Source organism: Streptomyces sp. NBC_01445, assembly GCF_035918235.1.
Taxonomy (GTDB): domain Bacteria; phylum Actinomycetota; class Actinomycetes; order Streptomycetales; family Streptomycetaceae; genus Streptomyces.
The window spans coordinates 3,511,791-3,536,087 of record NZ_CP109485.1 but is presented as its reverse complement, the minus strand read 5'-3'; the positions used below and the strand labels follow the sequence as shown (position 1 = coordinate 3,536,087).

At 70.8% G+C, this 24,297-nt stretch carries 22 protein-coding genes; 9 read left to right on the top strand and 13 right to left on the bottom strand.

From position 1 onward, the window contains the following. Window positions 1-2: 2 nt before the first annotated feature. Window positions 3-1,307, bottom strand: a complete 1,305-nt coding sequence (locus tag OG574_RS16065; protein WP_326773813.1) for an MFS transporter — start codon at window positions 1,305-1,307, stop codon at window positions 3-5. Continuing rightward, the gene (locus tag OG574_RS16060) at window positions 1,307-2,698 is read right to left on the bottom strand and encodes an alkyl sulfatase dimerization domain-containing protein (RefSeq protein WP_326773812.1); all 1,392 of its coding nucleotides are present in this window, start codon (window positions 2,696-2,698) and stop codon (window positions 1,307-1,309) included. Before OG574_RS16060 ends, OG574_RS16065 begins: the two co-directional genes overlap by 1 nt. Window positions 2,699-2,862: 164 nt before the next feature. Between OG574_RS16060 and OG574_RS16055 the strand changes: the two genes are divergently transcribed. Beyond that, window positions 2,863-4,047, top strand: a complete 1,185-nt coding sequence (locus OG574_RS16055; protein WP_326773811.1) for a PucR family transcriptional regulator — start codon at window positions 2,863-2,865, stop codon at window positions 4,045-4,047. Window positions 4,048-4,066: 19 nt separating this feature from the next. Here OG574_RS16055 and OG574_RS16050 read toward each other — a convergent pair whose 3' ends face one another. After that, window positions 4,067-5,020 (bottom strand): hypothetical protein, encoded by a 954-nt coding sequence (locus OG574_RS16050; RefSeq protein WP_326773810.1) that lies wholly within the window; start codon window positions 5,018-5,020, stop codon window positions 4,067-4,069. Between the two features lie 79 nt (window positions 5,021-5,099). Here OG574_RS16050 and OG574_RS16045 point away from each other — a divergent pair, with 79 nt between their 5' ends. Continuing rightward, window positions 5,100-5,294 (top strand): DUF3046 domain-containing protein, encoded by a 195-nt coding sequence (locus tag OG574_RS16045; RefSeq protein ID WP_100591081.1) that lies wholly within the window; start codon window positions 5,100-5,102, stop codon window positions 5,292-5,294. A gap of 59 nt (window positions 5,295-5,353) precedes the next feature. After that, entirely contained in the window at window positions 5,354-6,628 is a 1,275-nt protein-coding gene (locus tag OG574_RS16040) for an AI-2E family transporter (protein WP_326773809.1), read from the top strand. 28 nt (window positions 6,629-6,656) lie between these two features. Here the strand turns inward: OG574_RS16040 and OG574_RS16035 are convergent, their stop codons facing one another. Together OG574_RS16035 and OG574_RS16030 are read right to left on the bottom strand one after the other, a co-directional pair. After that, the gene (locus tag OG574_RS16035) at window positions 6,657-7,475 is read right to left on the bottom strand and encodes a hypothetical protein (RefSeq protein ID WP_326773808.1); all 819 of its coding nucleotides are present in this window, start codon (window positions 7,473-7,475) and stop codon (window positions 6,657-6,659) included. Beyond that, window positions 7,475-7,912, bottom strand: coding sequence for a hypothetical protein (locus OG574_RS16030; RefSeq protein WP_326773807.1), 438 nt, complete (start codon window positions 7,910-7,912; stop codon window positions 7,475-7,477). The genes OG574_RS16035 and OG574_RS16030 overlap by 1 nt, the downstream gene beginning before the upstream one ends. A 1,066-nt stretch (window positions 7,913-8,978) precedes the next feature. On the opposite strand from OG574_RS16030, the gene recA reads away from it, so the two are divergent. From recA to OG574_RS16010, 4 genes are all read left to right on the top strand, one after another. Further along, window positions 8,979-10,103, top strand: coding sequence for a recombinase RecA (gene recA / locus OG574_RS16025; protein ID WP_326773806.1), 1,125 nt, complete (start codon window positions 8,979-8,981; stop codon window positions 10,101-10,103). Between the two features lie 3 nt (window positions 10,104-10,106). Beyond that, on the top strand, window positions 10,107-10,874 hold the full coding sequence (gene recX / locus OG574_RS16020; protein WP_326773805.1) for a recombination regulator RecX: 768 nt from the start codon (window positions 10,107-10,109) through the stop codon (window positions 10,872-10,874). A gap of 209 nt (window positions 10,875-11,083) precedes the next feature. Beyond that, a complete protein-coding gene (locus tag OG574_RS16015) occupies window positions 11,084-11,809 on the top strand; it encodes an ArsR/SmtB family transcription factor (RefSeq protein ID WP_326773804.1) in 726 nt (241 codons plus the stop codon). After that, window positions 11,806-14,346 carry an FtsX-like permease family protein gene (locus tag OG574_RS16010; protein WP_326773803.1) on the top strand — a complete coding sequence of 847 codons (2,541 nt, stop codon included), beginning with the start codon at window positions 11,806-11,808 and terminating at the stop codon, window positions 14,344-14,346. The genes OG574_RS16015 and OG574_RS16010 overlap by 4 nt, the downstream gene beginning before the upstream one ends. 77 nt (window positions 14,347-14,423) lie before the next feature. On the opposite strand, the gene OG574_RS16005 is transcribed toward OG574_RS16010, so the two are convergent. From OG574_RS16005 to OG574_RS15975, 7 genes are all read right to left on the bottom strand, one after another. Continuing rightward, a complete protein-coding gene (locus OG574_RS16005) occupies window positions 14,424-14,870 on the bottom strand; it encodes a rhodanese-like domain-containing protein (protein WP_326778506.1) in 447 nt (148 codons plus the stop codon). A gap of 23 nt (window positions 14,871-14,893) precedes the next feature. Continuing rightward, window positions 14,894-15,421, bottom strand: coding sequence for a cysteine dioxygenase (locus OG574_RS16000; protein WP_326773802.1), 528 nt, complete (start codon window positions 15,419-15,421; stop codon window positions 14,894-14,896). 215 nt (window positions 15,422-15,636) lie between these two features. Further along, on the bottom strand, window positions 15,637-17,244 hold the full coding sequence (locus OG574_RS15995) for an FAD-dependent monooxygenase (RefSeq protein WP_326773801.1): 1,608 nt from the start codon (window positions 17,242-17,244) through the stop codon (window positions 15,637-15,639). Window positions 17,245-17,429: 185 nt separating this feature from the next. Continuing rightward, window positions 17,430-18,317: an amino acid ABC transporter permease gene (locus OG574_RS15990; protein ID WP_326773800.1), complete on the bottom strand. Its 888-nt coding sequence runs from the start codon at window positions 18,315-18,317 to the stop codon at window positions 17,430-17,432. Beyond that, window positions 18,314-18,961, bottom strand: a complete 648-nt coding sequence (locus OG574_RS15985) for an amino acid ABC transporter permease (RefSeq protein WP_100591744.1) — start codon at window positions 18,959-18,961, stop codon at window positions 18,314-18,316. Before OG574_RS15985 ends, OG574_RS15990 begins: the two co-directional genes overlap by 4 nt. Window positions 18,962-19,096: 135 nt before the next feature. Beyond that, entirely contained in the window at window positions 19,097-20,017 is a 921-nt protein-coding gene (locus OG574_RS15980; RefSeq protein WP_326773799.1) for a glutamate ABC transporter substrate-binding protein, read from the bottom strand. Between the two features lie 62 nt (window positions 20,018-20,079). Further along, window positions 20,080-20,856 (bottom strand): amino acid ABC transporter ATP-binding protein, encoded by a 777-nt coding sequence (locus OG574_RS15975; RefSeq protein WP_100591093.1) that lies wholly within the window; start codon window positions 20,854-20,856, stop codon window positions 20,080-20,082. 293 nt (window positions 20,857-21,149) lie between these two features. On the opposite strand from OG574_RS15975, the gene OG574_RS15970 reads away from it, so the two are divergent. After that, on the top strand, window positions 21,150-21,836 hold the full coding sequence (locus OG574_RS15970; RefSeq protein WP_326773798.1) for a response regulator transcription factor: 687 nt from the start codon (window positions 21,150-21,152) through the stop codon (window positions 21,834-21,836). A 9-nt stretch (window positions 21,837-21,845) separates the two neighbouring features. Then, window positions 21,846-23,252, top strand: coding sequence for a HAMP domain-containing sensor histidine kinase (locus OG574_RS15965; protein WP_326773797.1), 1,407 nt, complete (start codon window positions 21,846-21,848; stop codon window positions 23,250-23,252). Window positions 23,253-23,270: 18 nt separating this feature from the next. On the opposite strand, the gene OG574_RS15960 is transcribed toward OG574_RS15965, so the two are convergent. Further along, window positions 23,271-24,266: a TAXI family TRAP transporter solute-binding subunit gene (locus OG574_RS15960; RefSeq protein ID WP_326773796.1), complete on the bottom strand. Its 996-nt coding sequence runs from the start codon at window positions 24,264-24,266 to the stop codon at window positions 23,271-23,273. Window positions 24,267-24,297: the final 31 nt, after the last annotated feature.

Here is a 24,297-nt window from a genome sequence, read left to right as displayed (position 1 = left end):
ACTCAGTGCGCCACCGGCACCTGCGGCACCGACCCCGCCGCGGGTTCCGGTAGGCCGAGTCGCCGGGCCGTTGTCTCCGGGCGGCAGAAGAGCGCCGCCAGCACCCCCGCCGTCACCAGCAGCCCGGCGGTGAGGAGCCAGCCCTCTTCGTAACCGGCCGACACCGACCTCGCGCGGTCCACCATGCCGCCGAGCACGAGGGGCGACAGGATGCCGCCCAGCGCGTAGACGAAAGTCAAGGTGCCCAGGACGACGCCGCGTTGGGCCGGAGGAGCGATGCGGGCACAGGCCGTGGATGCCACCGTCAGCATCACCATGGCGAGCGCCATGGGGCCGAGCATCATGGGCACCTTGACCGCCAGGGAGTCCGTCGTGCCGTACACGGCGGTGGCGCAGCCCGCGACGGTGACGAGGAGACCCGCACCAGCCCCTGGGGGCAGGCGCCGGGGTGTGCCCTTGCGGGCGGACCGCTGGGCGATCAGGCCGTGGCCGAGGATGACCGCCCCGCTGGCGAGGGCGCCCAGGCCGACCATCGTGCCCGCCTGGTGCAGGTCCCAGCCGACGACGCTCTCCAGGTAGTCCGGTGCCCACGTCAGCATGGTGCTCATCGACCAGTAGGCGGCGAACGAGCCGAACGCGGCGGTCAGGAACGTGCCGGAGAGCAGGATGGCGCGCAACGGCACTGTGTCTGTCGTGGGCGTCCGCTCTGCGGCCTCGGAGTGCTTCTTCGTGGTGACCGACGGGGCCAGTGGCCCGTCGGTGCCCCACAGCCGCCAGCAGACGGCCCACAGAAGTCCCGCCAGACCGACGACACCGAACGACCAGCGCCAGCCCCAGTGCGTGATCACCCAGGTGAGCACTGGCGACGCGACGGCCACGCCCGCCGCTGCGCCGACCAGGAGGACCGCGGTGGGTAGGGCCCGCTCACGCTGCGGGAACCAGCCGTGGACGTGGTGCATGGCGACCGGAGAGGCGGGCCCCTCCGCCGCACCGAGGAGCACGCGCGTGGCCAGCAGTGTGCCGAACCCAGCCGCTCCCCACAGCATCGGCAGTTGCGCCACCGACCACAACAGCGCGAGCACCAACAGCAGGGTCGTCGTCCGCACGCGCCGCGTCAGGGCCGAGACCCCGAGCGCGGCAAGCGAGAACAGCGCGAAGAACGCCGACTGCGCCGTGCCGAACTCCTGCCGCGTGATGCCGAAGTCCGCCCGGATCTCGGGGCCCGCGAGCCCGAGCACGGCCTTGTCCGCGAAGTTCACGAGCATGAAGGCGAGCAGCAGCCACGTGGTGCGCCACGCCCGGCTCATCAGCAGCAGCCGTCTTCGTCGTCGACCACACCGACGCTGATCGCCCCTTCGGCCCGCTTGCGTCCTGCCGGGGAGCGCGTCAACTCCGTCTGTACGTCCGTGCCGGCGGCCACGGCCGCCGACTCTGCCGCGGCCCAGTGGAAGACACCGCGGGCCATGGTCGACGTCTCCTGGAGGGCACGCTGTGCGAACACGTCGGCACGCACGCGTGCCACCTCCTGATCGGCGGGCGCCGCCAGAGCCGCCGTCTCGGCCAGATGCGAGGCGAGGCGCAGCTCCCCGGCGGCGAGCAGCTCGGAGGCGCGCAGCGCCAGCGCGGACGCCCCGCCCGCGGCCCGTGCGAACTCGGCCGCGACGTCCGCCTCCGGGGCGGGCTTGAGGTGCGCAGGATTCTGGTCGTACCAGCCGCCCCACAGGCGCCACAGGTTGCGCACGACGAACTCGGGCTCGTCGTAGGCCGGGTGGAGGTACGGCTTCGCCAGCAGGTCCTCCGGGGCCTTGACCCCGTGGATCACCGCGTCGAGGCGGTGGCCCGCGTTCATCAGCTCCCTGGTCTGCTCGCACAGCGACTCCAGGAGGCGCGCGGTGTCGTCGAGAGCCTGGTGCACGCGGTCGGAGCCGACGACGGGAACGCCGTGCCCAGGCAGCAGGAGCTCGGCGCCGAGCTCCTGCATCGCGCGCAGGGCGTGCGCCCAGTCCTCCGGATAGCGCTGCACTTTCTGGGGGTTGCCCGCGTTCGGCGCGTTCCAGATGAACAGGTCGCCCGTGCACAGCGTCCTGAGTTCGGGGATCCATACGTACGTGTGATCGTCGGTCTCCCCGCGCGCGTGCACGAGCTCGAACGTCAGCTCCCCGCGCCGCACGGTGAGACGGTCCCTGTAGACGACGTCCGGATAGCGGTATGTGGTGGGCCACTCCAGGGAGGGCACTCCGAACTGCCTGCGATTGATCCAGGAGTTGTAATCCGCCGTCTTGATGTAGCGGTCGAACCGCGCGGGGACGGCCTCGTGGGCGATCACCTCGGGGCGCGGTCCGCCGCTCTCGTCGGCCTCCTGGTCGAAGGGAGCCACTCCGAAGACATGGTCCACGTGGCCGTGCGTGTACACCACGGAGCGCACCGGTCCCGCGCCGAACCCGGCGACCGCCTCGTGCAGTTGGCCCGCCGTACGGAAGTCGCCCGAGTCGATGAGGACCACGCCGTCGCCCGTGTCGAAGGCCGCCACGTTGGCGAACGCCGGGAAGAAGCCCACGCGGTCACGCAGGCGCACCAGTTCACTCCCGGAGTACGTGCCCGTCAGATGAGGCAGCAGCGTCTCGGTGCCCTGCCAGACCCGGTCGATGTAGTCGGCGTACGCGGCGTGCTGGGTGCCCCGCTCTTTGTGTTCGGTCATGTCCTCGGCTCCTTGTGTGCAGTGCGGTCGATCGCCACCGGCCACGAGTTTCGGCCCCAGATGTGAGATCGGACACCGCCTCGCGTCACATGTCCCACCCGTGGGTAATGTGACGCGTCACAAACGCAGTGCCCGGTCCACGTCCATGGGGGAATGGAGGAACAGTGGCCCTGTCGCCCGAAGCCCGCTCCCTGGCCGCGCGCTGCGAACCGAGGGTCAACGAACTCGCCCGCCGCATGGCTCGCGAGTCGTTCGAGGAACTGCCCGGATACGCCGAACTCCCCGATGACGTGAAGGACTTGGAAGTCGCCGCGACCGCCCGGCACGGCGTACGGCTCTTCCTGCGCAGTGTCAGCGAGCCGGACCTGGTCCAGCCCGGCAGCCTCCGGCTGTTCCGCGAGCGCGCCGCTCAGCGGGCCGAGGAGGGCATGCCGCTGCACCTCCTCCTGCGCACCCACGCACACGGCGCCTACGTCCTGTGGCGGGCCCTGCGTGACGCTGCGGGCCCCGGTGAGGAAGGCGCGCTGGTCGAACTCGTCGACGTACTGCTGCAGTCGCACCCGGGGATCGTGGGGGCCGTGGCGGAGACGTATCTCGACGAGCGGTCCGCCCTGGAGGCCGAGCAGCGGGCCCAGGTCCGCTCCCTGGTGCGCGGCCTGCTCGACGGGATGGTCCCGCCCGGGCACGTCCTCCTGGACCAGCTCCGCCTCGAAGGGCCCGCGCTCGTACTGGCCCTCGGCCTCGACGCGGATCCCGCCGAGGGGCGGGTCGCCGTGCGGCGCAGGCTGCGTCGGGTGCAGACCGCCCTGGACCACGCCTTCGGAGTGGAAGTGTTCGCGCTCCTGGAGGCCGACGGCGGGCGGGTCATCGTGCCCAAGGACTGCCCGGCCCCCGACGATCTGGTTGGCCGCCTCGCCAAGGCCGGCGGGTTCGAGGTCCGGGTGGCCGCCGTGCAGGCGGCCGGCCCCGAGGAGGTGACCGCGGCGGCCCGCACCGCGACCGAGATCCTGCGCATCACGCGCGCGTGCGGCATCCCGGCCGGACTGCACCGACTGGACGACGTGCTCTTGGAGTATCACCTGTCCCGTCCCAGCGAGACGAGCCATCGGATAGCGGCCCTCCTGGACCCGGTGGCCGACCGGCCCGAACTCCTGGAGACCCTGCGGACCCATCTCGCCCACCGGCAGGACCGCAGGGCGACAGCTGCCGCGCTCGGCCTGCATCCCAACACGGTCGACAACCGGCTCGCCCGCATCGGCGAGCAGACGGGCATCGACCTGTCGGCTCCGCGCGGGACGGCACTCGCCATCGCCGCGCTTCTGCTGAGGGACGCGGCCGACACCTCCTGAGGTGCCGCCCACGAAGGCGTCAGGCGATGGGCCGCCCGTACGACCGCAGCGTGCGCAGCGCCTCGACCGTCACCATCGGGCGCGCCTCCAGCGCGACCGCCGGAGCCCACTGGCGCCAGCGGATCGGCCACCCGCCGTCGTCCTGCTGCTCGCCCGCGAGGAAGTCCAGCGAGCGTGCCATCTCCTCGTCCGTGAACCACGCGCGCGCCAGCGACTCCGGAGTCTTCGCGTAGTCGTGCGGAAGGTGGTGCTCACCCGGCGCGTACCCGGGCGCTACGGGGTACTCCTCCGGCCGCTCGGGATCGAGCAGCGCAAGCCGCTGCTCGCGCACGAGCCGGCCGAGCCGGTCGGCGGCCGCCTCCGCGCGCGGGCGATCGGGCGCGCCGTCCAGGAAGGCCACGGCCGCCTCGACCTCGTAGGGATGGGACTTCTTGAGGGACTCGACCGCGGCCCAGCAGAAGTCGGTCGCCCGGAACAGCCACGCGTGCCACACCTGGTTGCGGTGCAGCAGGCCGACCACGGGGCCCGTGGCGAGCAGCTCGCTCGGCGGGTCGTCCACCACGGGCATGAAGGGCGCGCACGGGTAGCCGCGCTGGCTGGGATGGATCGCCGGGAGAGCACCCTCGCGGGTCGACATGGACGTCAGGTAGCGGCACACCCGCTCCACCCGCTGGCCGCTGCAGCGTCCGATCGAGTCGAGGACCCGCAGCGCGTGCCCGGTGTGCAGCGGCTGGCTCACCGGGCCGCGGAGATCGGGTTCGAGGGCGTGACCGTAACCCTCGTCCTCGTTGCGGTAGGCGGCGAGGGCGGTCTCGACGGCGTCTGCGCCCGCCCGGCCCGCACCGAGGAAGTGGTAGGCGAAGCGGCGCTGTTCCAGCACGCGCGCGGTCAGCCAGATGAAGTGCTCGGCACGGGAGAGCGGGGAGGGCGCCGAGGTGGTCTGAGGGAGTGGGGATGCTCCGTTTTCGGCCATGCACCGACCGTAGGACGGAAAGCGTTCTCGGTGAGCCTTCCGTGCCGGGCTGCACTCTCAGGGGCGGGATACTGGTGGCATGCGGTTGACGGTCTTCTGGCAGCGGATGGCGGATCACTTCGGTCCTGGCTACGCCGAAACATTCGCGCGTGATCATGTGATGACGGAACTCGGTGGGCGCACCGTGCACGAAGCGCTCGACGCCGGCTGGGAGGCGAAGGACGTGTGGCGTGCGGTGTGCGCCACGATGAATGTTCCGTCGGAGAACCGCTGACCTGCTCGAACGAGCGGGGGCGGTGCCCGGCTGTCAGCGGCGTGGGCGAGACTGGCTCCGTGGCACCCACAGACGAGACCTTGCAGGCGACAGCCGACGCCTCCCCGCCCGGCCCGACGCCCCCCGGGGGCGGGGCCGCGAGCGCGCGTGCGCGGATGCCGGGCTGGCTGCCGCGGGCCATGGTGCTCGCCCTGTCCCTCATCGCCTGTTTCCAGCTGGGCAGTTGGGCGTTCCACCAACTCACCGGGCTGTTGATCAACGTATTGATCGCCTTCTTCCTGGCGCTCGCCGTGGAGCCGGCGGTCAGTTGGATGGCCGGGCGCGGCATGCGCCGGGGCTTGGCCACCGGGATCGTCTTCCTGGGCGTCACGATCGCCGGCCTGGGTTTCATGGTTCTGCTCGGCTCGATGCTCGCGGGCCAGATCGTCAGCATGGTCGAGGACTTTCCCGCCTACCTCGACTCGGTGATCAACTGGATCAACCAGACGTTCCACACGGACCTGAGCAGGGTCGCGGTCCAGGACAGCCTGCTGCACTCCGACTGGCTCCAGAAATACGTGCAGAACAGCGCGAGCGGCGTCCTCGACGTGTCGGGGCAGGTCCTAGGAGGCCTGTTCCGGCTGCTGACCATACTGCTGTTCTCGTTCTACTTCGCCGCCGACGGCCCCCGGCTCCGTCGCGCGCTGTGCTCGGTGCTGCCACCCGCCAAGCAGGCCGAGGTGCTGCGCGCCTGGGAGATCGCGGTCGACAAGACCGGCGGCTATCTCTACTCGCGCGGTCTGATGGCACTGATCTCCGGGATCGCGCACTACATCCTGCTCGAGGCCCTGGGTGTGCCCTACGCGCCCGTGCTCGCCGTCTGGGTCGGTCTCGTGTCCCAGTTCATCCCGACCATCGGCACGTATCTGGCGGGCGCCCTGCCGATGCTGATCGCCTTCACGGTCGACCCCTGGTACGCGCTGTGGGTGCTGATCTTCGTGGTCGTCTACCAGCAGTTCGAGAACTATGTGCTCCAGCCCAAGCTGACCGCGAAGACCGTGGACATCCACCCGGCGGTCGCCTTCGGCTCCGTCATCGCGGGCACGGCGCTCCTCGGTGCGGTCGGCGCGCTGATCGCCATCCCCGCGGTGGCGACGCTGCAGGCCTTCCTCGGGGCGTACGTGAAGCGCTATGCCGTCACGGACGACCCGCGGGTGCACGGCCATCGGACCAGATCCGGTTCATCCCCCTTCGCGCGCATGCGGGCCGCCCTGCGTAATCCGGACGATCCGAGGGGCGGAGCGGCGACCGGGCCGGAACGGGACGCGGACGATACCCGGGACGGCTCTGAGTAGGCGTCGTCCTAGGTGGGCCTCCTAGGTCTCAGTAGGTGATCGCCGCCCAGATCCCGGCGGCGGCGACGGCTGCCACGTAGCAGGCGACCGCACCGCGCATCACGCCGTTCCTGGTCCTCTCGCTCCATGCCGTACGGGACATCAGCCAGGCCAGCGCGGGCAGGACGAGCACGGCGTGCAGGCTGACGCCGTGCAGCGGCTTGAGGGGCGCGGTCGAGTGGTAGGCCGCCTCCTGGTGGCCGGTCTTCGTGAGGATCACCCCGCGCGCGATCATCGCGGCGCCGGACGCCAGCGCGACGAGCAGAATCGCGAAGCCGGACCACAGCGCGAGCGGCATCCCTGTGGGCCCCGACGGCCGGCGCCGGAACGAGGCGACCGCGAACACGGAGAGCAGCACGACCAGGATCCCGCCGCCCACCGCGAGGGACATGGACACGGCGGTGTCGAAGCCGGACTCCATGTTGAGATGCGACGGCACCCGCCGCCATGCCTGGAGGGTGATCCCGCCGACCTCCAGGACGCAGTCGGCGGCGAACACGACGAGCAGTACGTTCCTGGCGCGGTCGCCGATCCGCAGATACGACGTCACCCAGGTGAGCGCGATCAGCGTCAGGCCGAAGGAGACGCCGAACGTGACCGGCTTGCGCCACGAGACAGGGCCGTCCCAGGGCCCTCTGTCGACCGCGAAGACCAGCAGGTGGGCGAGGCCGGAGAGGGTGAGTGCGGCGCCGGTGGCGCAGCAGAGGCGCTCGGAGGGGCGGGCGGCGCGCCACAGGTCCCGTACCGCGCCGGTCAGGGCGGGGCCTGTCGGGCCCGGCAGGGGAGTGGCTGTAGTGGGCGAGGACATCAGACGCGCACCTCCTTGGGACGGCCGAACCGCAGTACGGACACGGCGCCGGCCACGACCGTGCCGGCGAGGGCGAGGAGCTCGGCCAGAGTGGAGACGATCAGCGGGGAGTCGCCGGAGGAGAGGCGGTCTCCGGTGTTGGGGGTGACGACTGCGCCGACGCCGATGAACAGGCCGACGGCCAGGGCGAGCCCGGCGGTCCGGCGGTTCGGCCGCCAGGCCAGCAGCGCGGCGGCCACCACCGGGATGACGAGGCCGGGCGGCACGGCGGGGTAGTCCGCGCCGGCCACGATCTGGCCGACGATCGACAGGGCGAGCAGCGCCAGGGCGGCGAGCGTGACGACGACGGTGGGGCGCCGGCCCGGGCGGTGGTCTCGCGGGCGCTCCGGTCGCTGGTCCTGCGGGGTCCCCGGGCGGTGGTTCTGCGCGTTCTCCATGGCGCAAGCCTCGCGAACGGGGGACGCGCCGTCGTCCCCCGGCCGAAGACACCGCCTGTACGCCGGGGGGAGTATCCCCGGCGGAGGAGTGGCCGGTGGCCCGCCGGTGACGGCCTGGCTTCAGGCCGGGCTGCTGGTCGAGACCGGGCTCTCAGGAGGAGCCGTAGGTCACCACCACGCCGTGGTAGAAGTTCCCCTCGTCGGCCCCGCCCGACCCGATGTACCCAACGCCCCAGACCTGTTGGGTGTCCGGTACCCGCTCGATTTCGTGAAGCAGCAGTCGCTGCTGACGGTCGGCCTCTGTGACCTTGCCTGTTTTGCCCGGCAGGTAGGAGGCCGCCCAATGCCAGCCAGACGTTGTCCGGCCCGGATGCCTCCAGGACGGTCAGCCCGAGGGTGGCGAGCTTCGGCAGGTCGGCGGCGGCGTCGTAGTTCCGCCACTTCTTTCCGCCGTAGTGGAGGAAGAACGTCGAGTACCCGGAGGCCTTCTCGATTGCGGTGCTGACATGGATCCTGTCGCGGCCGATCGCCCAGTCCTCGATGGCGGAGGCGGCGGCGACATCCCTGGTCTCGGCGTCGCCGGACTCGCTGACGTACGCGCTGCGCCAGCTGTCCCCCTCCGGCAGACCGGCGGAGGGCGAGGCCGGCGTGGGTGAAGCACGCGTGCGCGAGGCCTTCCCGGAGTCGCTCGCATCCGGCCCGCACCCGGCCGGAGAGAGGATGAGTACGGCGGACAGCACCGCGGTTCTGCAGCGCAGGGCAAGGGCATCTGCGGACCCTCCAGGCCTCGGGAGCCCCGGAGCCGCCTCGGGAGCGCCAGAGTCTACGGGCTTCCGCATCGCAGGGTGCGTGGTGCGCGTGGTGCGCTTGACAGCAAAATCGAACATCCATTCTTATGGAGTGTCTGGCGGCTCTCTCCCCAGTGTTTCCGGGGATTTCGGTGGGAGCGGCAGGGCTGTGAGCCTCGAGTTATCCACAGGCGGACGGGCGCCGAGGCCGATTGTCAGTGGCAGGCGCTAGCGTCATTGACGTGAAGCGATCGACTCAAGCAAATCGGGTGGAACCCATGGCAGGTACTGACCGCGAGAAGGCGCTCGACGCCGCGCTCGCACAGATTGAACGGCAATTCGGCAAGGGCGCAGTGATGCGCATGGGCGAGCGGCCGAATGAGCCCATCGAGGTCATCCCCACCGGGTCGACCGCGCTCGACGTGGCCCTCGGTGTCGGCGGTCTGCCGCGCGGCCGTGTGGTGGAGGTGTACGGGCCGGAGTCCTCCGGTAAGACGACCCTGACGCTGCACGCCGTGGCCAACGCGCAGCGGGCCGGCGGCGCCGTGGCGTTCGTGGACGCCGAGCACGCGCTCGACCCGGAGTACGCGAAGAAGCTCGGCGTCGACATCGACAACCTCATCCTGTCCCAGCCGGACAATGGCGAGCAGGCGCTCGAGATCGTCGACATGCTGGTCCGCTCCGGCGCGCTCGACCTGATCGTCATCGACTCCGTCGCCGCCCTGGTGCCGCGCGCGGAGATCGAGGGCGAGATGGGCGACTCGCACGTGGGTCTGCAGGCCCGCCTGATGAGCCAGGCGCTCCGGAAGATCACCAGCGCGCTCAACCAGTCGAAGACCACCGCGATCTTCATCAACCAGCTGCGCGAGAAGATCGGCGTGATGTTCGGCTCCCCGGAGACGACGACCGGTGGCCGTGCGCTCAAGTTCTACGCCTCGGTGCGACTCGACATCCGCCGTATCGAGACGCTGAAGGACGGCACCGACGCAGTCGGTAACCGCACGCGCGTCAAGGTCGTCAAGAACAAGGTCGCGCCGCCCTTCAAGCAGGCCGAGTTCGACATCCTCTACGGCCAGGGCATCAGCCGCGAGGGCGGCCTGATCGACATGGGCGTGGAGAACGGCTTCGTGCGCAAGGCCGGCGCCTGGTACACGTACGAGGGCGACCAGCTCGGTCAGGGCAAGGAGAACGCGCGCAACTTCCTGAAGGACAACCCCGACCTGGCCAACGAGATCGAGAAGAAGATCAAGGAGAAGCTGGGCGTCGGTGTGAAGCCGGAGGCGCCCACGGCCGAGCCCGGTGCCGACGCGGCGGGTGCCACCCCCGCCGAGGACGCGGCCAAGACGGTGCCCGCGCCCGCGGCCAAGGCCACCAAGTCCAAGGCCGCGGCGGCCAAGAGCTAGTCCGTGACGCGACGAACCGACTGGGCCGATCACGCCTACTCCGCCTCCCCGGCGGACCTGGGCGACGGGGGCCCGGGTGACCTGGACGGGCACGGGGCGCCGCGTGACGGCGACGGACCGCGTGACGGCGACAGTCCACGGGGCGGTGGCGGTACTCGTGACGGCGGACGCAGCCGTGGCCGTCGGCGCGGCAGCTTCGGCGAAGCGGCCGGAGGACGACAGGGCAGCGGCTCCCCAACCTCGTCGAGGGCCGAGAAGGGGGAGCCGCCTGCCGACCCGGCGGAGCGGGCGCGCGGCATCTGCCTGCGCCTGCTCACCGGACAACCGCGTACGCGCAAGCAACTCGCCGACGCGCTGGCGAAGCGGGACATCCCCGGTGAGGTGGCGGAGGAAGTGCTGTCCCGCTTCGAGGAGGTCGGCCTGATCAACGACGGCGCCTTCGCGGACGCCTGGGTGGAGTCGCGGCACCACGGCCGGGGGCTGGCCCGGCGGGCGCTCGCCCGGGAGCTGCGCACCAAGGGGGTGGACTCCGCGGTGATCGACGAGGCCGTCGGGCAGCTCGACTCCGAGCAGGAGGAGGAGACCGCCCGCGAGCTCGTGGCCCGCAAGCTCCGCTCCACACGCGGCCTCGACCGCGACAAGCGCCTGCGCCGCCTCGCGGGCATGCTCGCCCGCAAGGGATACCCGGAGGGCGTGGCGCTCAGGGTGGTCCGCCAGGCGCTGGAGGAAGAGGGCGAGGAGACCGAGGACCTCGGGCTGGGGGACTTCTAGCCCCCGGGTGAGGACTCTGAGCTTCCCTCGGTAAGGGGCTGAGCTCTGCCGGGTGAGGAGCTGGTGAGCTCCGCCTGGTGAGGGGGAGGGCGGCGTCGGTACGGGGGTCCGACGCCGCCCTCGCCCTCACCCAGGTGGGGTTAACCCCCGGGTCATGACGCCTGGTCACCGCAGTGCACAGGGGTGTGTGCACAGGCGACTGTGTACGCATGACACCGGAACCCGGCTCAGCCGCTCCCACCGGCGGCCAGGAGCTGAGCGATCTCAGCGCTCTGAAGGCGCTGGCTCAGCCCCGCCGCCAGCAGATCCTCCAGCACCTCACCCTCCACGGCCCCGCGACCTCGGCGATGCTCGCCCGCGACCTCGGGCTCAACACCGGCGCCACCAGCTACCACCTGCGTGAGCTGGCCCGCTACGGATTCACCGAGGAGAGCTCGCCCCAGGACCAGAGTGTGGGCGGGCGCGAGCGCTGGTGGGGAGCCGTCCCGGGCGACCGCCGTTTCCCACCCCGCAGCCGCCAGAACCCCGAAACCCGGCTCGTCATGGACGAGTTGAACCACCTCTCGTACGCCGCCGACCTCGAACTCTTCGAGCGGCTCCAGCGGCAGGGGCAGAACCTGGGGGAGTGGGCCGACGCCTTCCCGTACTCACGCGGCGCGATCCGACTCACGCTGCCCGAACTCCGCGCGTTCTTCGAGGAGTTCATCGCGCTCCTCAACCGCTACAAGCGCCCCGACAGCGAGACTCCGGACGGCGCACGCACCGTCCTGACCCGCCTGCTCGCCTTCCCCGCGCCGGCCCACCCCGACGACGCCGACGACGCCCGCCCCAACGACGCCCAGGCCCCGGCGCGCCGGGCTCCGGCCGACGGGAATCAGACCCCGGCCGAGGGAATCCAGGCCCTCGACAACACCGCAGAGACGGACACGCCATGATGCTGCGCTACGCACTGCACACCGTCCGGGACCGCAAAGGGGGGTTCCTCGGTGCCTTCCTCGCCCTCATGTGCGCGGCCGCCCTCATCACGGCCTGCGGCACCCTTCTGGAGACCGGCCTGCGCGGCACCATCCGCACCGAGCGGTACGCGGCCGCCCCCGTCGTCGTCTCCGCCGACCAGAACGTCCACAAGACCACGGTCAAGCACAAGAAGGGCAAGACCAAGGTCAAGCACAAGGCCAAACCGATCGCCGAGCGGGCCTGGCTGCCTCAGGACACCGCGCGACGGCTCCGCGACCTCCCGGGCGTCGAGCGGATCGTCCCCGAACTCACCTTCATGGCCCAGCCCTTGTCGCCAGGAGCCGCCGACCCCGACCGGCCCGCGTACGGGCATGCCTGGGACTCCGCCGCGCTGACCCCCTACGCGCTGACAGCCGGCACCGCACCCACCAAGCCCCAGGACCTCGTCGTGGACCGGGACCTGGCCGACCGCACCCACCTCGCGCCCGGAGACAGCCTCACCGTCCAGTCCACCCAGGCACCGCGCACCTACCGCGTCACCGGAATCGCCGCGCCCGCCGGGCACGCGTCAGTGACCCACCAGACCTCGCTGTTCTTCACCACCTCAGAGGCCCGGCGCCTCGCCGACCACCCCGGCCGGGTCACCGCCCTCGGCGTCATCCCCGCCCCCGGCCAGAAGCCGGCAGAGCTGGCGCGTGCCGTCGCGAAGGCTCTCGACGGCACGACCGCCCAGGTCACCACCGGCGACGCCCGAGGCCCCGTCGAGTTCCTCGACGCCGCGGGGGCTCGCATCAAGCTCATCAGCATGGGTGGCGCGATGGGCGGCACCTCCCTCCTCGTCGCCGTCCTGGTGGTCGTCGGCACCTTCGCGCTCTCCGTCCAGCAACGCCACCGCGAACTCGCCCTGTTGCGCGCCATCGCCGCCACGCCCGGGCAGATCCGCAAGCTCCTCGGACGTGAGGCGCTCATCGTCGGCGCCGCCGCGGGCGTCCTCGGCTCCCTCGCCGGGCTTCCGCTCGGAGGGTGGCTGTACCACCGCTTCGTCGAACTCGGAGCGGTGCCGCCGACCCTCGAACGGACCGTCAGCGTCTTCCCCCTGTTCGCGGCCGTCGGCGCCACGCTGCTCGGCGCCTGGGCCGCCGCCCAGATCTCAGCCCGCCGCATCGCCCGTATCCGCCCCGCCGAAGCGCTCGCGGAGGCCAGGGTCGAGCGTTCTCGGCCCACCTGGGGCCGCATCGCAGCCGGAATCGCGCTTCTCGCGGGCGGCGCCGTCCTCGTTGCCGTACTCAGCGTGCTGCGCACCGAACCCGCGTCAACTCCCGTGACGTTCCTCTCCGTTGTCGTCCTCGCCTCCTCCGTCGCGCTGCTCGGCCCGCTCCTGGTGAAGGGCGCCGCGGCCCTCCTCGCCGGACCTCTGGGCCTTGCGGGGCCCGGCGGCAAACTGGCCACCGCCAACCTCCGCGGCAACGCGGCCCGGATGGCCGCCGTCGTCACCCCGCTCGCCCTCCTCATCGGTTTGACCTGCACCGTCCTCTTCACCCAGCCGACCCTGGGCAACGCGGCCCGCGCACAGGCACGCGAAGGCATCCGGGCGGACTGGATCGTCGCGGCGCAGGGTCCCGGTGTGCCCGCCGAGGCCGCACGCGAGATCCGCAGAACCAAGGGCACCGTCGCGACCGAGGTCGTCCGCACCACCGTGCGCGTAGGACTTGCCAAGTACCCGGCTCAGGGGGTCACCCGCGAAGGCCTCACACGCACGTGGGACCCGGACGTCACCGCGGGATCGCTGAAGGATTTCCGGCAGGACGGCGTCGCCGTCAGCGAACTCGCCGCCGACCAGCTCCACTTGAAGCCTGGCAGCAGGCTGAAGCTGACGCTCGGGGACGGCACACCGGCCACCCTCACCGTGACGGCCGTCTACGCGAAGGGTCTCGGCTTCGGCGATCTGACTCTGGCCCATGATCTGGTGGCCCGGCACGTCGACAATCCCCTCGCCTCCTCCGTACTCGTCAGGACCAGCCGTACACAGAGACAACTCGTGGGCACCGTGCGAGAGTTCCCGGGTCTGCGCGTCCTCGCCCCCGCGGCGGCCGTCGACCTCCAGGCGGAACGCCAGCAGGGCAACGCCGAGGTCAACCTCCTCGCCATGGGCCTGATCCTCGCGTTCACCGCGATCGCCGTCGTGAACACCCTCGCGATGTCGGTCTCCGAACGCATCCGGGAGTTCGCGATGCTCCGTCTCGCCGGCGCCACCCGCCGTCAGGTCTTGAGGATGCTACGCACCGAGGCCCTCGCCGTGCTGTTCATCGGCACGACTCTGGGCAGCGGTATCGCTCTGGCCGTCCTGACGGCGTTCAGCGTCGGCATGACCGGCAGCGCCGCCCCCGCCGTCACACCCCTCGTCTACATGGCCGTGATCGCCGCCGCAGGACTCCTCGCGCTCACCGCGACCTCGCTGCCAGGCCGCGCCGCACTGAGGCCCCGTCCGGTCGAGGTGGCAACAGCCAAGGAGTAAGGGGCAGTACGCAATGGTGGGCGCCCCTTACCTCGGGGGCGCCCACCATCACGTACACCTACCACCTCACGCGACCGTCACTCGGCCACCGGCAGCCCCGCCGCCTTCCACGCCTGGAAGCCGCCCACCAGATCGGTGGCCCGGTGCAGCCCCAGCTGCCGCAGGGAGACGGCGGCGAGGCTCGACGCGTATCCCTCGTTGCACACGACCACGACGCGCAGATCGTGGCTCGTCGCCTCGACTGCGCGATGGCTGCCCTGGGGGTCGAGCCGCCACTCCAGTTCGTTGCGCTCCACCACGAGCGCCCCGGGGATCAGCCCGTCCCGCTCCCGCAGCGCCGCGTACCGGATGTCGACGAGGAGCGCGTCGCCCGCCGTGGCGGCCGCGTGCGCCTCACCGGCCTCGACCCGGTCCAGACCGAGGCGCACCCGATCGAGCAACTCGTCGATTCCCTGAGGCCGTTCACTTCGCGAGCCGCTCAAGCCACCCGCGCCACCCACGCCGCCACTCACCCCATTTGTCATGTCACTCACCCTGCCTCCTCCGCTCACTGCCAGTCCTCCGGCCGCTCCACCGTCTCGAGCCGCAGCACCGCGCCCGCGCGGCTGTAGCGGCGGATCTGGGGGAGTGGCGGGTAGTAGGCGTGCACGGAGATCGCGTGCTCGCTGGTGGACTCGTTGAGGACCTCGTGCACATGGTGCTGTCCGAAGGACCTGCCCTTGCCCGCGGCCAGCGTCCGTTCGCGGTCCACGTCTTCGGACAGCTCAAGCGTCTTCCAGCCGTCGGCGGGCAGCCGGGCCGCGAGTGAGTTCTCCTTGAGTTCGCCCGACGCCGTGAGGAAGGCGCCGACGGATTCGGCGTGGTCGTGCCAGCCGGTGCCCGTGCCGGGCGGCCAGCCGATGAGCCATGCCTCGCTGCCGCCGGGCCCTTCGAGCCGCACCCACGTGCGGCCCTCGGGGTCCAGGGGGAGCGAGGCGATGAGTTCGTGGTCCTCGGCGGTACGGCGTACGAAGTCGAGGAGGTCACGCTGCGTGGGCGCGGCGGTCGCCAGGGAAGGGGAGGGTGAGGCAGACACAGATACCGTCCTGAAGGTTCGCGGAGAGTGCGCGAGAAGCCCCGGAAGAACCGGTGAACCCGGGAAAAGGGGGATCGCGCAGAGGGAAGAGGCGAATCAGCAGGACGGGCGACACACGCAGCCCACATAGCGGACGAGGTCCATATGGACCCTCCGCCACAGGCGCACATCGGTGTCGGTCACGCTCCGGAGTACACCATGGCGGAGGGGGTCGGTCAACTCGTTCCGGCGGCGCTCCCGGCCTTCGCGCCGTTCTCCACGGGCCCCCCGAGCGCGGCTTGCGCGGCCGCGTACAGCTGAGCGGGATGCACCCCGCTCAGGGCCGTGACCAGGTGGCCGTCCGGGCGTACAAGCAGCACGGAGTGCGCCGGGGCGCCCGGGTAACTCTCCGCAACGAGCAGCTCCGCCTCGTGCGGCAGCGCCGTGACGGCGGCCGCGAGCCGTGGCATGACCCCGGCCGAGACCCAGTGCCGCCGCTCCCACACGCCAGTGCCGGGCGCGATCAGAACGACGAGCAGGCGCCCGAGGCCGAGCCGGTCCCGCAGCCGGGCGAAGGACCCGTCGGGCGCCGTGACCCGCACGTCCCGGATGGGCGCGCCCGGAGCCGTACCCACGTCGACCGCGGCTTCCGGGGGCTCCGGCGCGAGAGGCGACTCGGCATACGCCCCCAGAGCGCCCAGCGCCCCGTGCCCCAGATGACCGTCCGTGAGCAGCGCGTCATGGCCGCGCGCTGATCCGGCGACGTACGAGCGCAGCCCATTGCCGCCCCGCAGTATCGGCAGCGCTTGGTCGGCGGCGCGCAGCCGGCCCGCGACGACGGCTCGGCGCTCGGCCTGATAGCTGTCGAGCAGCGCCTCGTGCGGGCCGTCGTGCCAGGCGAGGGCCAGCTTCCAGGCGAGGTTGTCCGCGTCCCGCAGGCCCTCGTCGAGGCCCTGGGTGCCGAGCGCGCCGAGCAGGTGCGCCGCGTCACCGGCGAGGAAAACCCGGCCGACCCGCCACCGCCGGGCCAGGCGGTGGTGAACCGTGTGCACCCCCGTGTCCAGCAGCTCGTACGGCGGTGTCGAGCCACCGCACCAGCCGGCCAGCGTCTCCCGGATGCGGGTCACCAGGATGTCGGGCGTGACCAGCTCGCTGCGGGGCGGCAGCAGCCAGTCGAGGCGCCAGACGCCGTCGGCGAGGGGGCGGCCGACGACCTCCCCGCCGGACGGGCCCGACGTCCGCCAGGGAAGGCTCCGATGGAGCAACGCCTCGCCGGGCCACGGAAGTTCCGTGCGCAGCGCGGCGACGGCGTGTCGCTCGACGGCCGTGCGGCCGGGGAAGCGGATGTCGAGCAGCTTGCGGACCGTGGAGCGCGGTCCGTCGCAGCCCACCAGGAAGCTCCCGCGCCACCAGGTGCCCTTCGGCCCGCGCGTGTGCGCGGTCAGTGCGCCGCTCTCCTGCTCGATCGAGTCGAGGCGGCTGTTCACGGCGATCCTGATGAGCCGCTCGCCGTCGGCGGCCTCCCGCAGTGAGCCGGTCAGCTCGTGCTGGGCCAGATGCAGGGGCGAGGGCATCTGTTCACCGAAGGCGAGCTCCCGCATCACCTGTTTGCGCCGCAGGGAACGCCAGCCGGCCCAGCGCGTGCCCGTCTTGTCGAACGACGTCCGGGCGAGCCGCTCCATGAGGGCGGCGGTGTCCTCGCGGAGGATCACGGTCCGTGCGGGCCGTTGTTCGTCCTTGCCCGGGCCCTCGTCGAGCACTACGGAGGGCACGCCCTGGCGGGCGAGAGCGAGGGAGAGCGTGAGCCCGACGGGGCCGGCGCCGACGACGATCACCGGGTCCACGGCGCGGCTCCTCCTGCCCCGGGGAGTGCTGTGGGAGGCGTACAAGAAAGGGCAGTTGGAGCGGGGTGCGCGATCACAGAACGTATGCAACCCATTGCCGGTGCTTGCGTCAAGTGACGGAGGCAGCGGCGATCATGCCACTGCCTCCGTTTGCTCACATCTCGTCAGTTCTTCTGCAGGGCGGTTCAGTCGGTCCCGTTGACGACGGAGGGGTCGGTGGCGGTCGCCACCGCGATACCGGTCCTCGCACGCCGGCCGCGCCGCTCGATCCAGGTGGCGAGCGCGGCCAGGGCCAGACACAGCGCCACATAGATCGCACCGACGACGATGACCACCGCGGTGATCGGGTTCTCGCCGTTGACGATGATGTTGCTGGCCATCGTGCGCGCCGCGAACAGCAGCTCGCTGTACGTGATGATGTAGCCGAGCGAGGTGTCCTTGAGGGTCACCACGAGCTGGCTGATCATCGTCGGCAGCATGGAGCGCACGGCCTGCGGCAGCAGCAGCATCGTCATGACCTGCGACTTGCGCAGCCCCAGTGCGTACGCGGCTTCCACCTGTCCGCGCGGCACGGCGTTGACGCCCGCCCGTATCACCTCGGCCTGCACGCAGCCGTTGTAGACGGTCAGACCGATGACGAGCGCCCAGAAGGCGGTGTTGTCGCCGACGACACCGAGGCTGGTCTTGTAGGTCAGGAACAGGAACCAAAGGGCGTAGATCGTGATCAGCAGCGGGATCGCGCGGAACAGTTCGATGAAGCCCGTGGCGGCCCAGCGGACCGTCTTGTGCTCGGACAGGCGAGCGACGGCCAGGAGCAGGCCGAGCACCAGGGAGAGCACGCCGGCGACGGCGAACACCTTCAGCGTGGTGAGCACGCCGTCGCGGATGCTGGCCCGCACGCCGGCGTTGTTGAAGATGTTCCAGACCTCGGGCTCCAACTGCCCCTTGACGTTCATCCGGTAGAGGGTGAACGCGATCAGGCCGAGCACGGCCAGGGAGCCGACGACCGTGTAGATGCGGTTGCGCACCCGGGCCTTGGGGCCCGGTGCGTCGTACAGGACGCTCGAACTCATCGTGCGACCCCCATGCGCCGCTCGAGCAGCCGGAAGAGACCGCTGATGGTGAAGGTGATGACCAGGTAGCCGAGAGCCACCCAGAGGAAGATCCAGGCGATGGCGAAGCCCTGGTCGCTGAGCAGCTTCTGCACGCCGAACAGCTCGGTGACGCTGAACGCGCCCGCGATCGCCGAGTTCTTCGTCAGCGCGATGAAGATCGAGCTGAGCGGCGGCAGGACGGTCCGGGTGGCCTGCGGAAGGATGATCAGACGCAGCGTCTGGAAGAAGGTCATCCCGATGGACCGGGCGGCCTCGGCCTGTCCCAGCGGCACCGTGCTGATGCCGGACCGGACGGCCTCGCACACGAACGCCGAGGTGTAGAAGCTCAGCGCCATGAGGGCCTTGGCCCACGGGCTGAGGCCCGGCATGAAGATGACCGGAACGACGAACCACGCCACAAGGAAGAGCAGGGTCAGCGGGGTGTTCCTGAAGAGCGTGACCCAGGCGGTGCCGAAGAAGCGCAGCGGGGGTACGGGTGAGACACGGAACCCGGCGATGATGACACCCAGGACCATCGCGAGGAGCCCGCTGGCCAGGGTCAGCAGGACGGTGCCTATGAACCCCTCGCGGAATTCCGCGAGATGGTCGAGCAATACGTTCACGGGGATGTCCTCGTGGGCGGCGGCGGACAGGCAGCGCGGGCCGTGCCACGGGCGCACTGTGCGGTTGCGCCCGTGGCGGGCCGTTCACTGCCGGGGGGTCGTACGGTGCGGGCCGGGGCCCGCACCGTCAGCGCGTCAGTAGCGCTCGAGCGCCGGCGGCGCGGTGTACGCGGACTTGGACAGGCCGAGCGTCGCGTCGTACGCCTTCTTGTAGTCGCCGTTCTTCTCGTGGGCCTCGATGGCCTTCGAGACCGCCTCGCGCAGCGCCTTGTCGTCCTTGTTCATACCGACGCCGTACGGCTCCTCGGTGAACGGCTTGCCGACGACCTTCAGCTTGCCGGGGCGCTGTGCGGCGTAGCCCTTGAGGATCGCGTCGTCGGTGGTGACGGCGTCGACCTCGTTGTTGAGCAGCTGCTGCACGCACTCGGAGTACTTGGAGAGCTCGACGGTCTTGGCACCGTACTTGGGCTTCTTGATCTCCTGGAGCGGGGTCGAGCCCTTGATGGAGCAGACCGTCTTGCCCTTGACGGAGTCCGGGCCAGTGATGCCCTTCTCGTCGCCGCGGACGAGGAGGTCGGCGCCGGCCATGAAGTACGGGCCGGCGAAACCGACCTGCTTCTTGCGCTCGTCGTTGATCGTGTAGGTGCCTACGTAGAGGTCGACCTCGCCCTTGGAGATGGTCGTCTCACGGACGTTCGAGTCGATCGTCTTGAACTCGATCTGCGACGGCTTGAAGCCGAGGTCGGCGGCGACCATCTTGGCGATCTCGATGTCGAAGCCCGAGCGCTTGCCGTCGGTGTCCTGGAAGCCCAGGTACGGCTGGTCGTTCTTGGCGCCGATGACGAGCTTGCCGGCCTTCTGCGCCCGCTTCAGCGTCGCGGAGTCCAGCTTCACGCCCGAGGCGACCGTGTACGTGGGCAGCTTCGGCTGGTCCTTGCCGCCGGCGCCGCCGGCGGGCTTGTCACCGGCGTTGCCGGAGTCGCCGCCACACGCGGTGGCGGTGAGGGCGAGCACGGCGACAGTGGCCGCCGCCGCGGCGGACTTGCGGAGCTTCATGGTGAACATCCTTCGTGTCGGCAGATTTCGGCCGTGAAAAGTCAGACGCCCGTGCGTCAGCGTCAGTGGTGCAGGATCTTCGACAGGAAGTCCTTGGCCCGGTCGCTGCGCGGGTTGCTGAAGAACTGGTCGGGTGTGGCCTCTTCGACGATCCGTCCGTCCGCCATGAAGACCACGCGGTTGGCCGCCGAGCGCGCGAAGCCCATCTCGTGGGTGACGACGATCATCGTCATGCCGTCACGGGCGAGCTGCTGCATGACCTCCAGGACCTCGTTGATCATCTCCGGGTCGAGGGCCGACGTCGGCTCGTCGAAGAGCATGATCTTGGGGTCCATCGCCAACGCCCGTGCGATCGCGACGCGTTGCTGCTGCCCGCCGGAGAGCTGTGCGGGGTACTTGTCCGCCTGCGTGCCCACGCCCACCCGGTCGAGCAGGGTGCGCGCCTTGGCCTCGGCCGCCTTCTTGTCCGTCCTGCGGACCTTGATCTGCCCCAGCATCACGTTCTCGAGCACGGTCTTGTGCGCGAAGAGGTTGAAGGACTGGAAGACCATGCCCACGTCCGCGCGGAGGCGGGCCAGCTCCTTGCCCTCCTGGGGCAGCGGCTTGCCGTCGATCGTGATGTCACCCGTGTCGACGGTCTCCAGGCGGTTGATCGTGCGGCACAGCGTCGACTTGCCGGAGCCCGAGGGTCCGATGACGACGACGACCTCACCACGCGCGATGGTCAGGTCGATGTCCTGGAGCACGTGCAGCGCGCCGAAGTGCTTGTTGACTTGGTTCAGCACGACCAGCTCGTCGGCCGCGGGAATGGCGTCCTTGGTCACCGATACATCGGTCATCGGGGTCTTGCTCCATCCTCCTCGGTTGGGAGGACAGTAGTAATGCCGTACGACCAGCGTCATTACATCTGAGGGGAACTTGAGCATAACGATCCGGCTTCAACCGGCCACGATCCGTGAAGAGGGTGGCCCCGCGCGTACCGGCTGGATAACGGAAGGCGCCCGTAACCGGAACGCTCTTGACGGCGTCCTTATGTATCGGAGTGGATGCCATGGTGTGCCGCACGCGCGTGCACGGATAACGCCTGCCGGCGTGCCGGGGCCGAACGACCGATGAACCGAAGGGGGCCGTGATGAGACTGCTTCTCGTCGAGGACGACGACCATGTCGCCGCTGCTCTGTCGGCGGTCCTCGCCCGGCACGGCTTCGAAGTGGCGCATGCCCGCAGCGGCGAGGAAGCCCTCCGGGCGCTCGTCCCCGAGGCGGACGCCTTCGGAGTCGTACTCCTCGATCTCGGCCTGCCCGACCAGGACGGCTACGAGGTGTGCGGCAAGATCCGCAAGCGCACGTCGACACCCGTGATCATGGTGACCGCGCGCGCGGACGTACGCTCCCGCATCCACGGCCTCAACCTCGGTGCCGACGACTACGTGGTCAAGCCGTACGACACCGGGGAGCTGCTCGCCCGGATCCACGCGGTCAGCCGGCGCAGTGTGCCGGACGAGTCCTCCGCGCCGGCCGAGGACGGACTGCGGCTCGGGTCCGTGCACATCGAACTGCCCACCCGCCAGGTCAGCGTGGACGGTTCGGTTGTCCAACTGACCCGCAAGGAGTTCGACCTCCTGGCGCTTCTCGCGCAGCGCCCCGGGGTGGTGTTCCGCCGGGAACAGATCATCAGCGAGGTCTGGCGCACCAGTTGGGAGGGGACGGGCCGCACGCTGGAGGTGCATGTCGCGTCCCTGCGCTCCAAGCTGCGCATGCCCGCCCTCATCGAGACCGTGCGCGGCGTCGGGTACCGGCTCGTCGCGCCGGCCGCCTAGAGGCCGCGGGTGCGCGCTCGCCTCCTCCCGCTGCTCATCGTCCTGATGGCGGGCGTGCTGCTCGCGCTCGGCTTCCCGCTCGCCGCGAGCGTGGCGGCCGCCCAGCAGCAGAAGGTCGTCGTCGACCGCATCGACGACACGGCACGCTTTGCCGCGCTGGCCCAGTTCGTCACCAAGCGCTCGACGGGCTCCCGCGTACGTGTCACGGACGAGCGCCAGCAGACCCTGCAGAACGAACTCACGCGCTACTACGAGGTGTACGGGATCCGCGCGGGCGTCTTCTACCGCAACAGTGACCCCATGGGGCGCGCCCCGGACGACTGGCAGCTGCCCCGCGACGGAGCCGTGCGCGAGGCCTTCGACGAGGCCCTGTTCTCGCGCGGCAGCCACGACCCGCAGCAGGTGTGGCCCTGGAGGCGCGGCCGGCTCGTCGTCGCGTCACCGGTCATCAGCGACGGCGATGTCGTCGCGGTCGTCGTCACCGACTCACCCACCGGCAAGATGCGCTCCAAGACTCTTCAGGGGTGGCTGCTCATCGCGGCGGGCGAGGTGGCGGCGATGCTTCTGGCCGTAGGCGCGGCCCTGCGGCTGACGGGCTGGGTCCTGCGGCCCGTGCGCGTCCTCGACGCGACCACCCACGACATCGCCACCGGCCGCCTGAAGTCGCGCGTCGCCTCGGCCGGCGGACCGCCGGAACTCCAGCGTCTGGCCCGGTCGTTCAACGAGATGGCCGACAACGTCGAGGACGTCCTGGAGCAGCAGCGCGCCTTCGTCGCCGACGCCTCGCACCAACTGCGCAATCCGCTCGCCGCCCTGCTCCTGCGCATCGAACTCCTGGCCTTCGAAATGCCCGAGGGGAACGAGGAGATCGCCTCCGTGCGCACGGAGGGCAAGCGGCTCGCCTCGGTCCTCGACGACCTGCTCGACCTGGCCCTCGCCGAGCACACCGAGGCGGATCTGCGGCTCACGGACATCGGCGAGCTGGTGACCGAACGCGTGGGCGCCTGGCGGCCGGTCGCCGACGAAAAGGGGGTGCGGCTGACCGGGGACTGCCCCGCGGTCACCGGGTGGGCGGACCCCGTGACGCTGTCGAGCGCCCTGGACGCGGTGATCGACAACGCCCTGAAGTTCACCCCCTCCGGCGAGGAGGTACGGGTCTGCGTCGCCCGTAACGGAGAGTCCACCGAGATCGTGGTCGCGGACCGGGGGCCGGGCCTGCGCGAGGACGAACTCGCGCGGATCGGCGACCGGTTCTGGCGCAGCACCGGCCATCAGAACGTCAAGGGATCGGGCCTCGGCCTGTCCATCTCGCGGGCGCTGCTCGCGGCGGGCGGCGGCTCCATCACGTACGCCCCTCACGAGCCCCACGGGCTGTGCGTGACGGTGGCGGTGCCCCGGACCCACCGGGAAGGCTGAGGCGGCGGGCCAGGGGCCCTACGGCTTCACCGAGCGGTAGTAGCGGCGGGCGCCCTCGTGCAGCGCCAGCGGATCCGTGTAGAGCGCCGTCCGCAGGTCCACGAGCTGCGCCGCGTGCACCTGTGTGCCGATGTGGTCGCGGCTGTCTATCACCGTGCGCGTCAGCGCCTCCGTCAGGCGGGGGTCGGCACGGTCCGTGGTCACCAGCAGATTAGCCACGGCCAGCGTGGGCACCGAGACACCCTGCTGCGCGTCCGGATAGGCGTCGGCGGGCATCACGGCGGCCCGGTAGTAACGGGACGCGCCGCCCTGCTTGTGCAGCGCGTCGACGAGGTTGCCGAGCTCGACGAGACGGATGGGGTAGTTCTCGGACAGCTTGCGCACATGGTTCGTCGGCAGGCCGCCCGACCAGAAGAAGGCGTCGATGTCGCCGTCCTTGAGCGCCTGGGGCATGCCGTCGATCCCTGTGGGGACGGGCTTCATGTCCCTCTCCAGGTCGAGCCCGGCTGCCTTGGCCACGCGCTCCGCGATGAGCCGGACCCCGGAGCCCTTGCCGCCCACGGCGACCTTGCGGCCGCGCAGATCCTGGACCGACCTGATCGACGACGAGCGGGGCACGACCAGCTGCACGTAGTCGTCGTACAGGCGGGCACAGCCGCGCAGCCGGTCCCCTCCGGCGCCGCCCTGAAGCTTGTACTTCTCCACGGCGTCGGCGGCCGCGATCGTGAAATCGGCCTTCCCCGTGGCGACCCGTTCGACGTTCTCCTGGGACCCCTCGCTGTTCGTCAGGCGCACATCGAGGTCCGGCAGGTCGTGGCCGAGCGCGGTCTTGAGGAGGTTGCCGTAGGTCTCGTACACCCCGGTCCGCTGGCCCGTACTGAACGTCACGCTGCCCCCCGGTGCCCTGTCGTCCAGCGGCAGCAGCCACCACAGGAGCAGCCCGAGGACGACGAGGGCGGCGGCCGAGCCCTCCAGGGCTCGGCGCCTGCTGACACGGGGGAGGGCCTTGTGCATGCGGGCGATCCTGCCATTTCACTCACCGTGA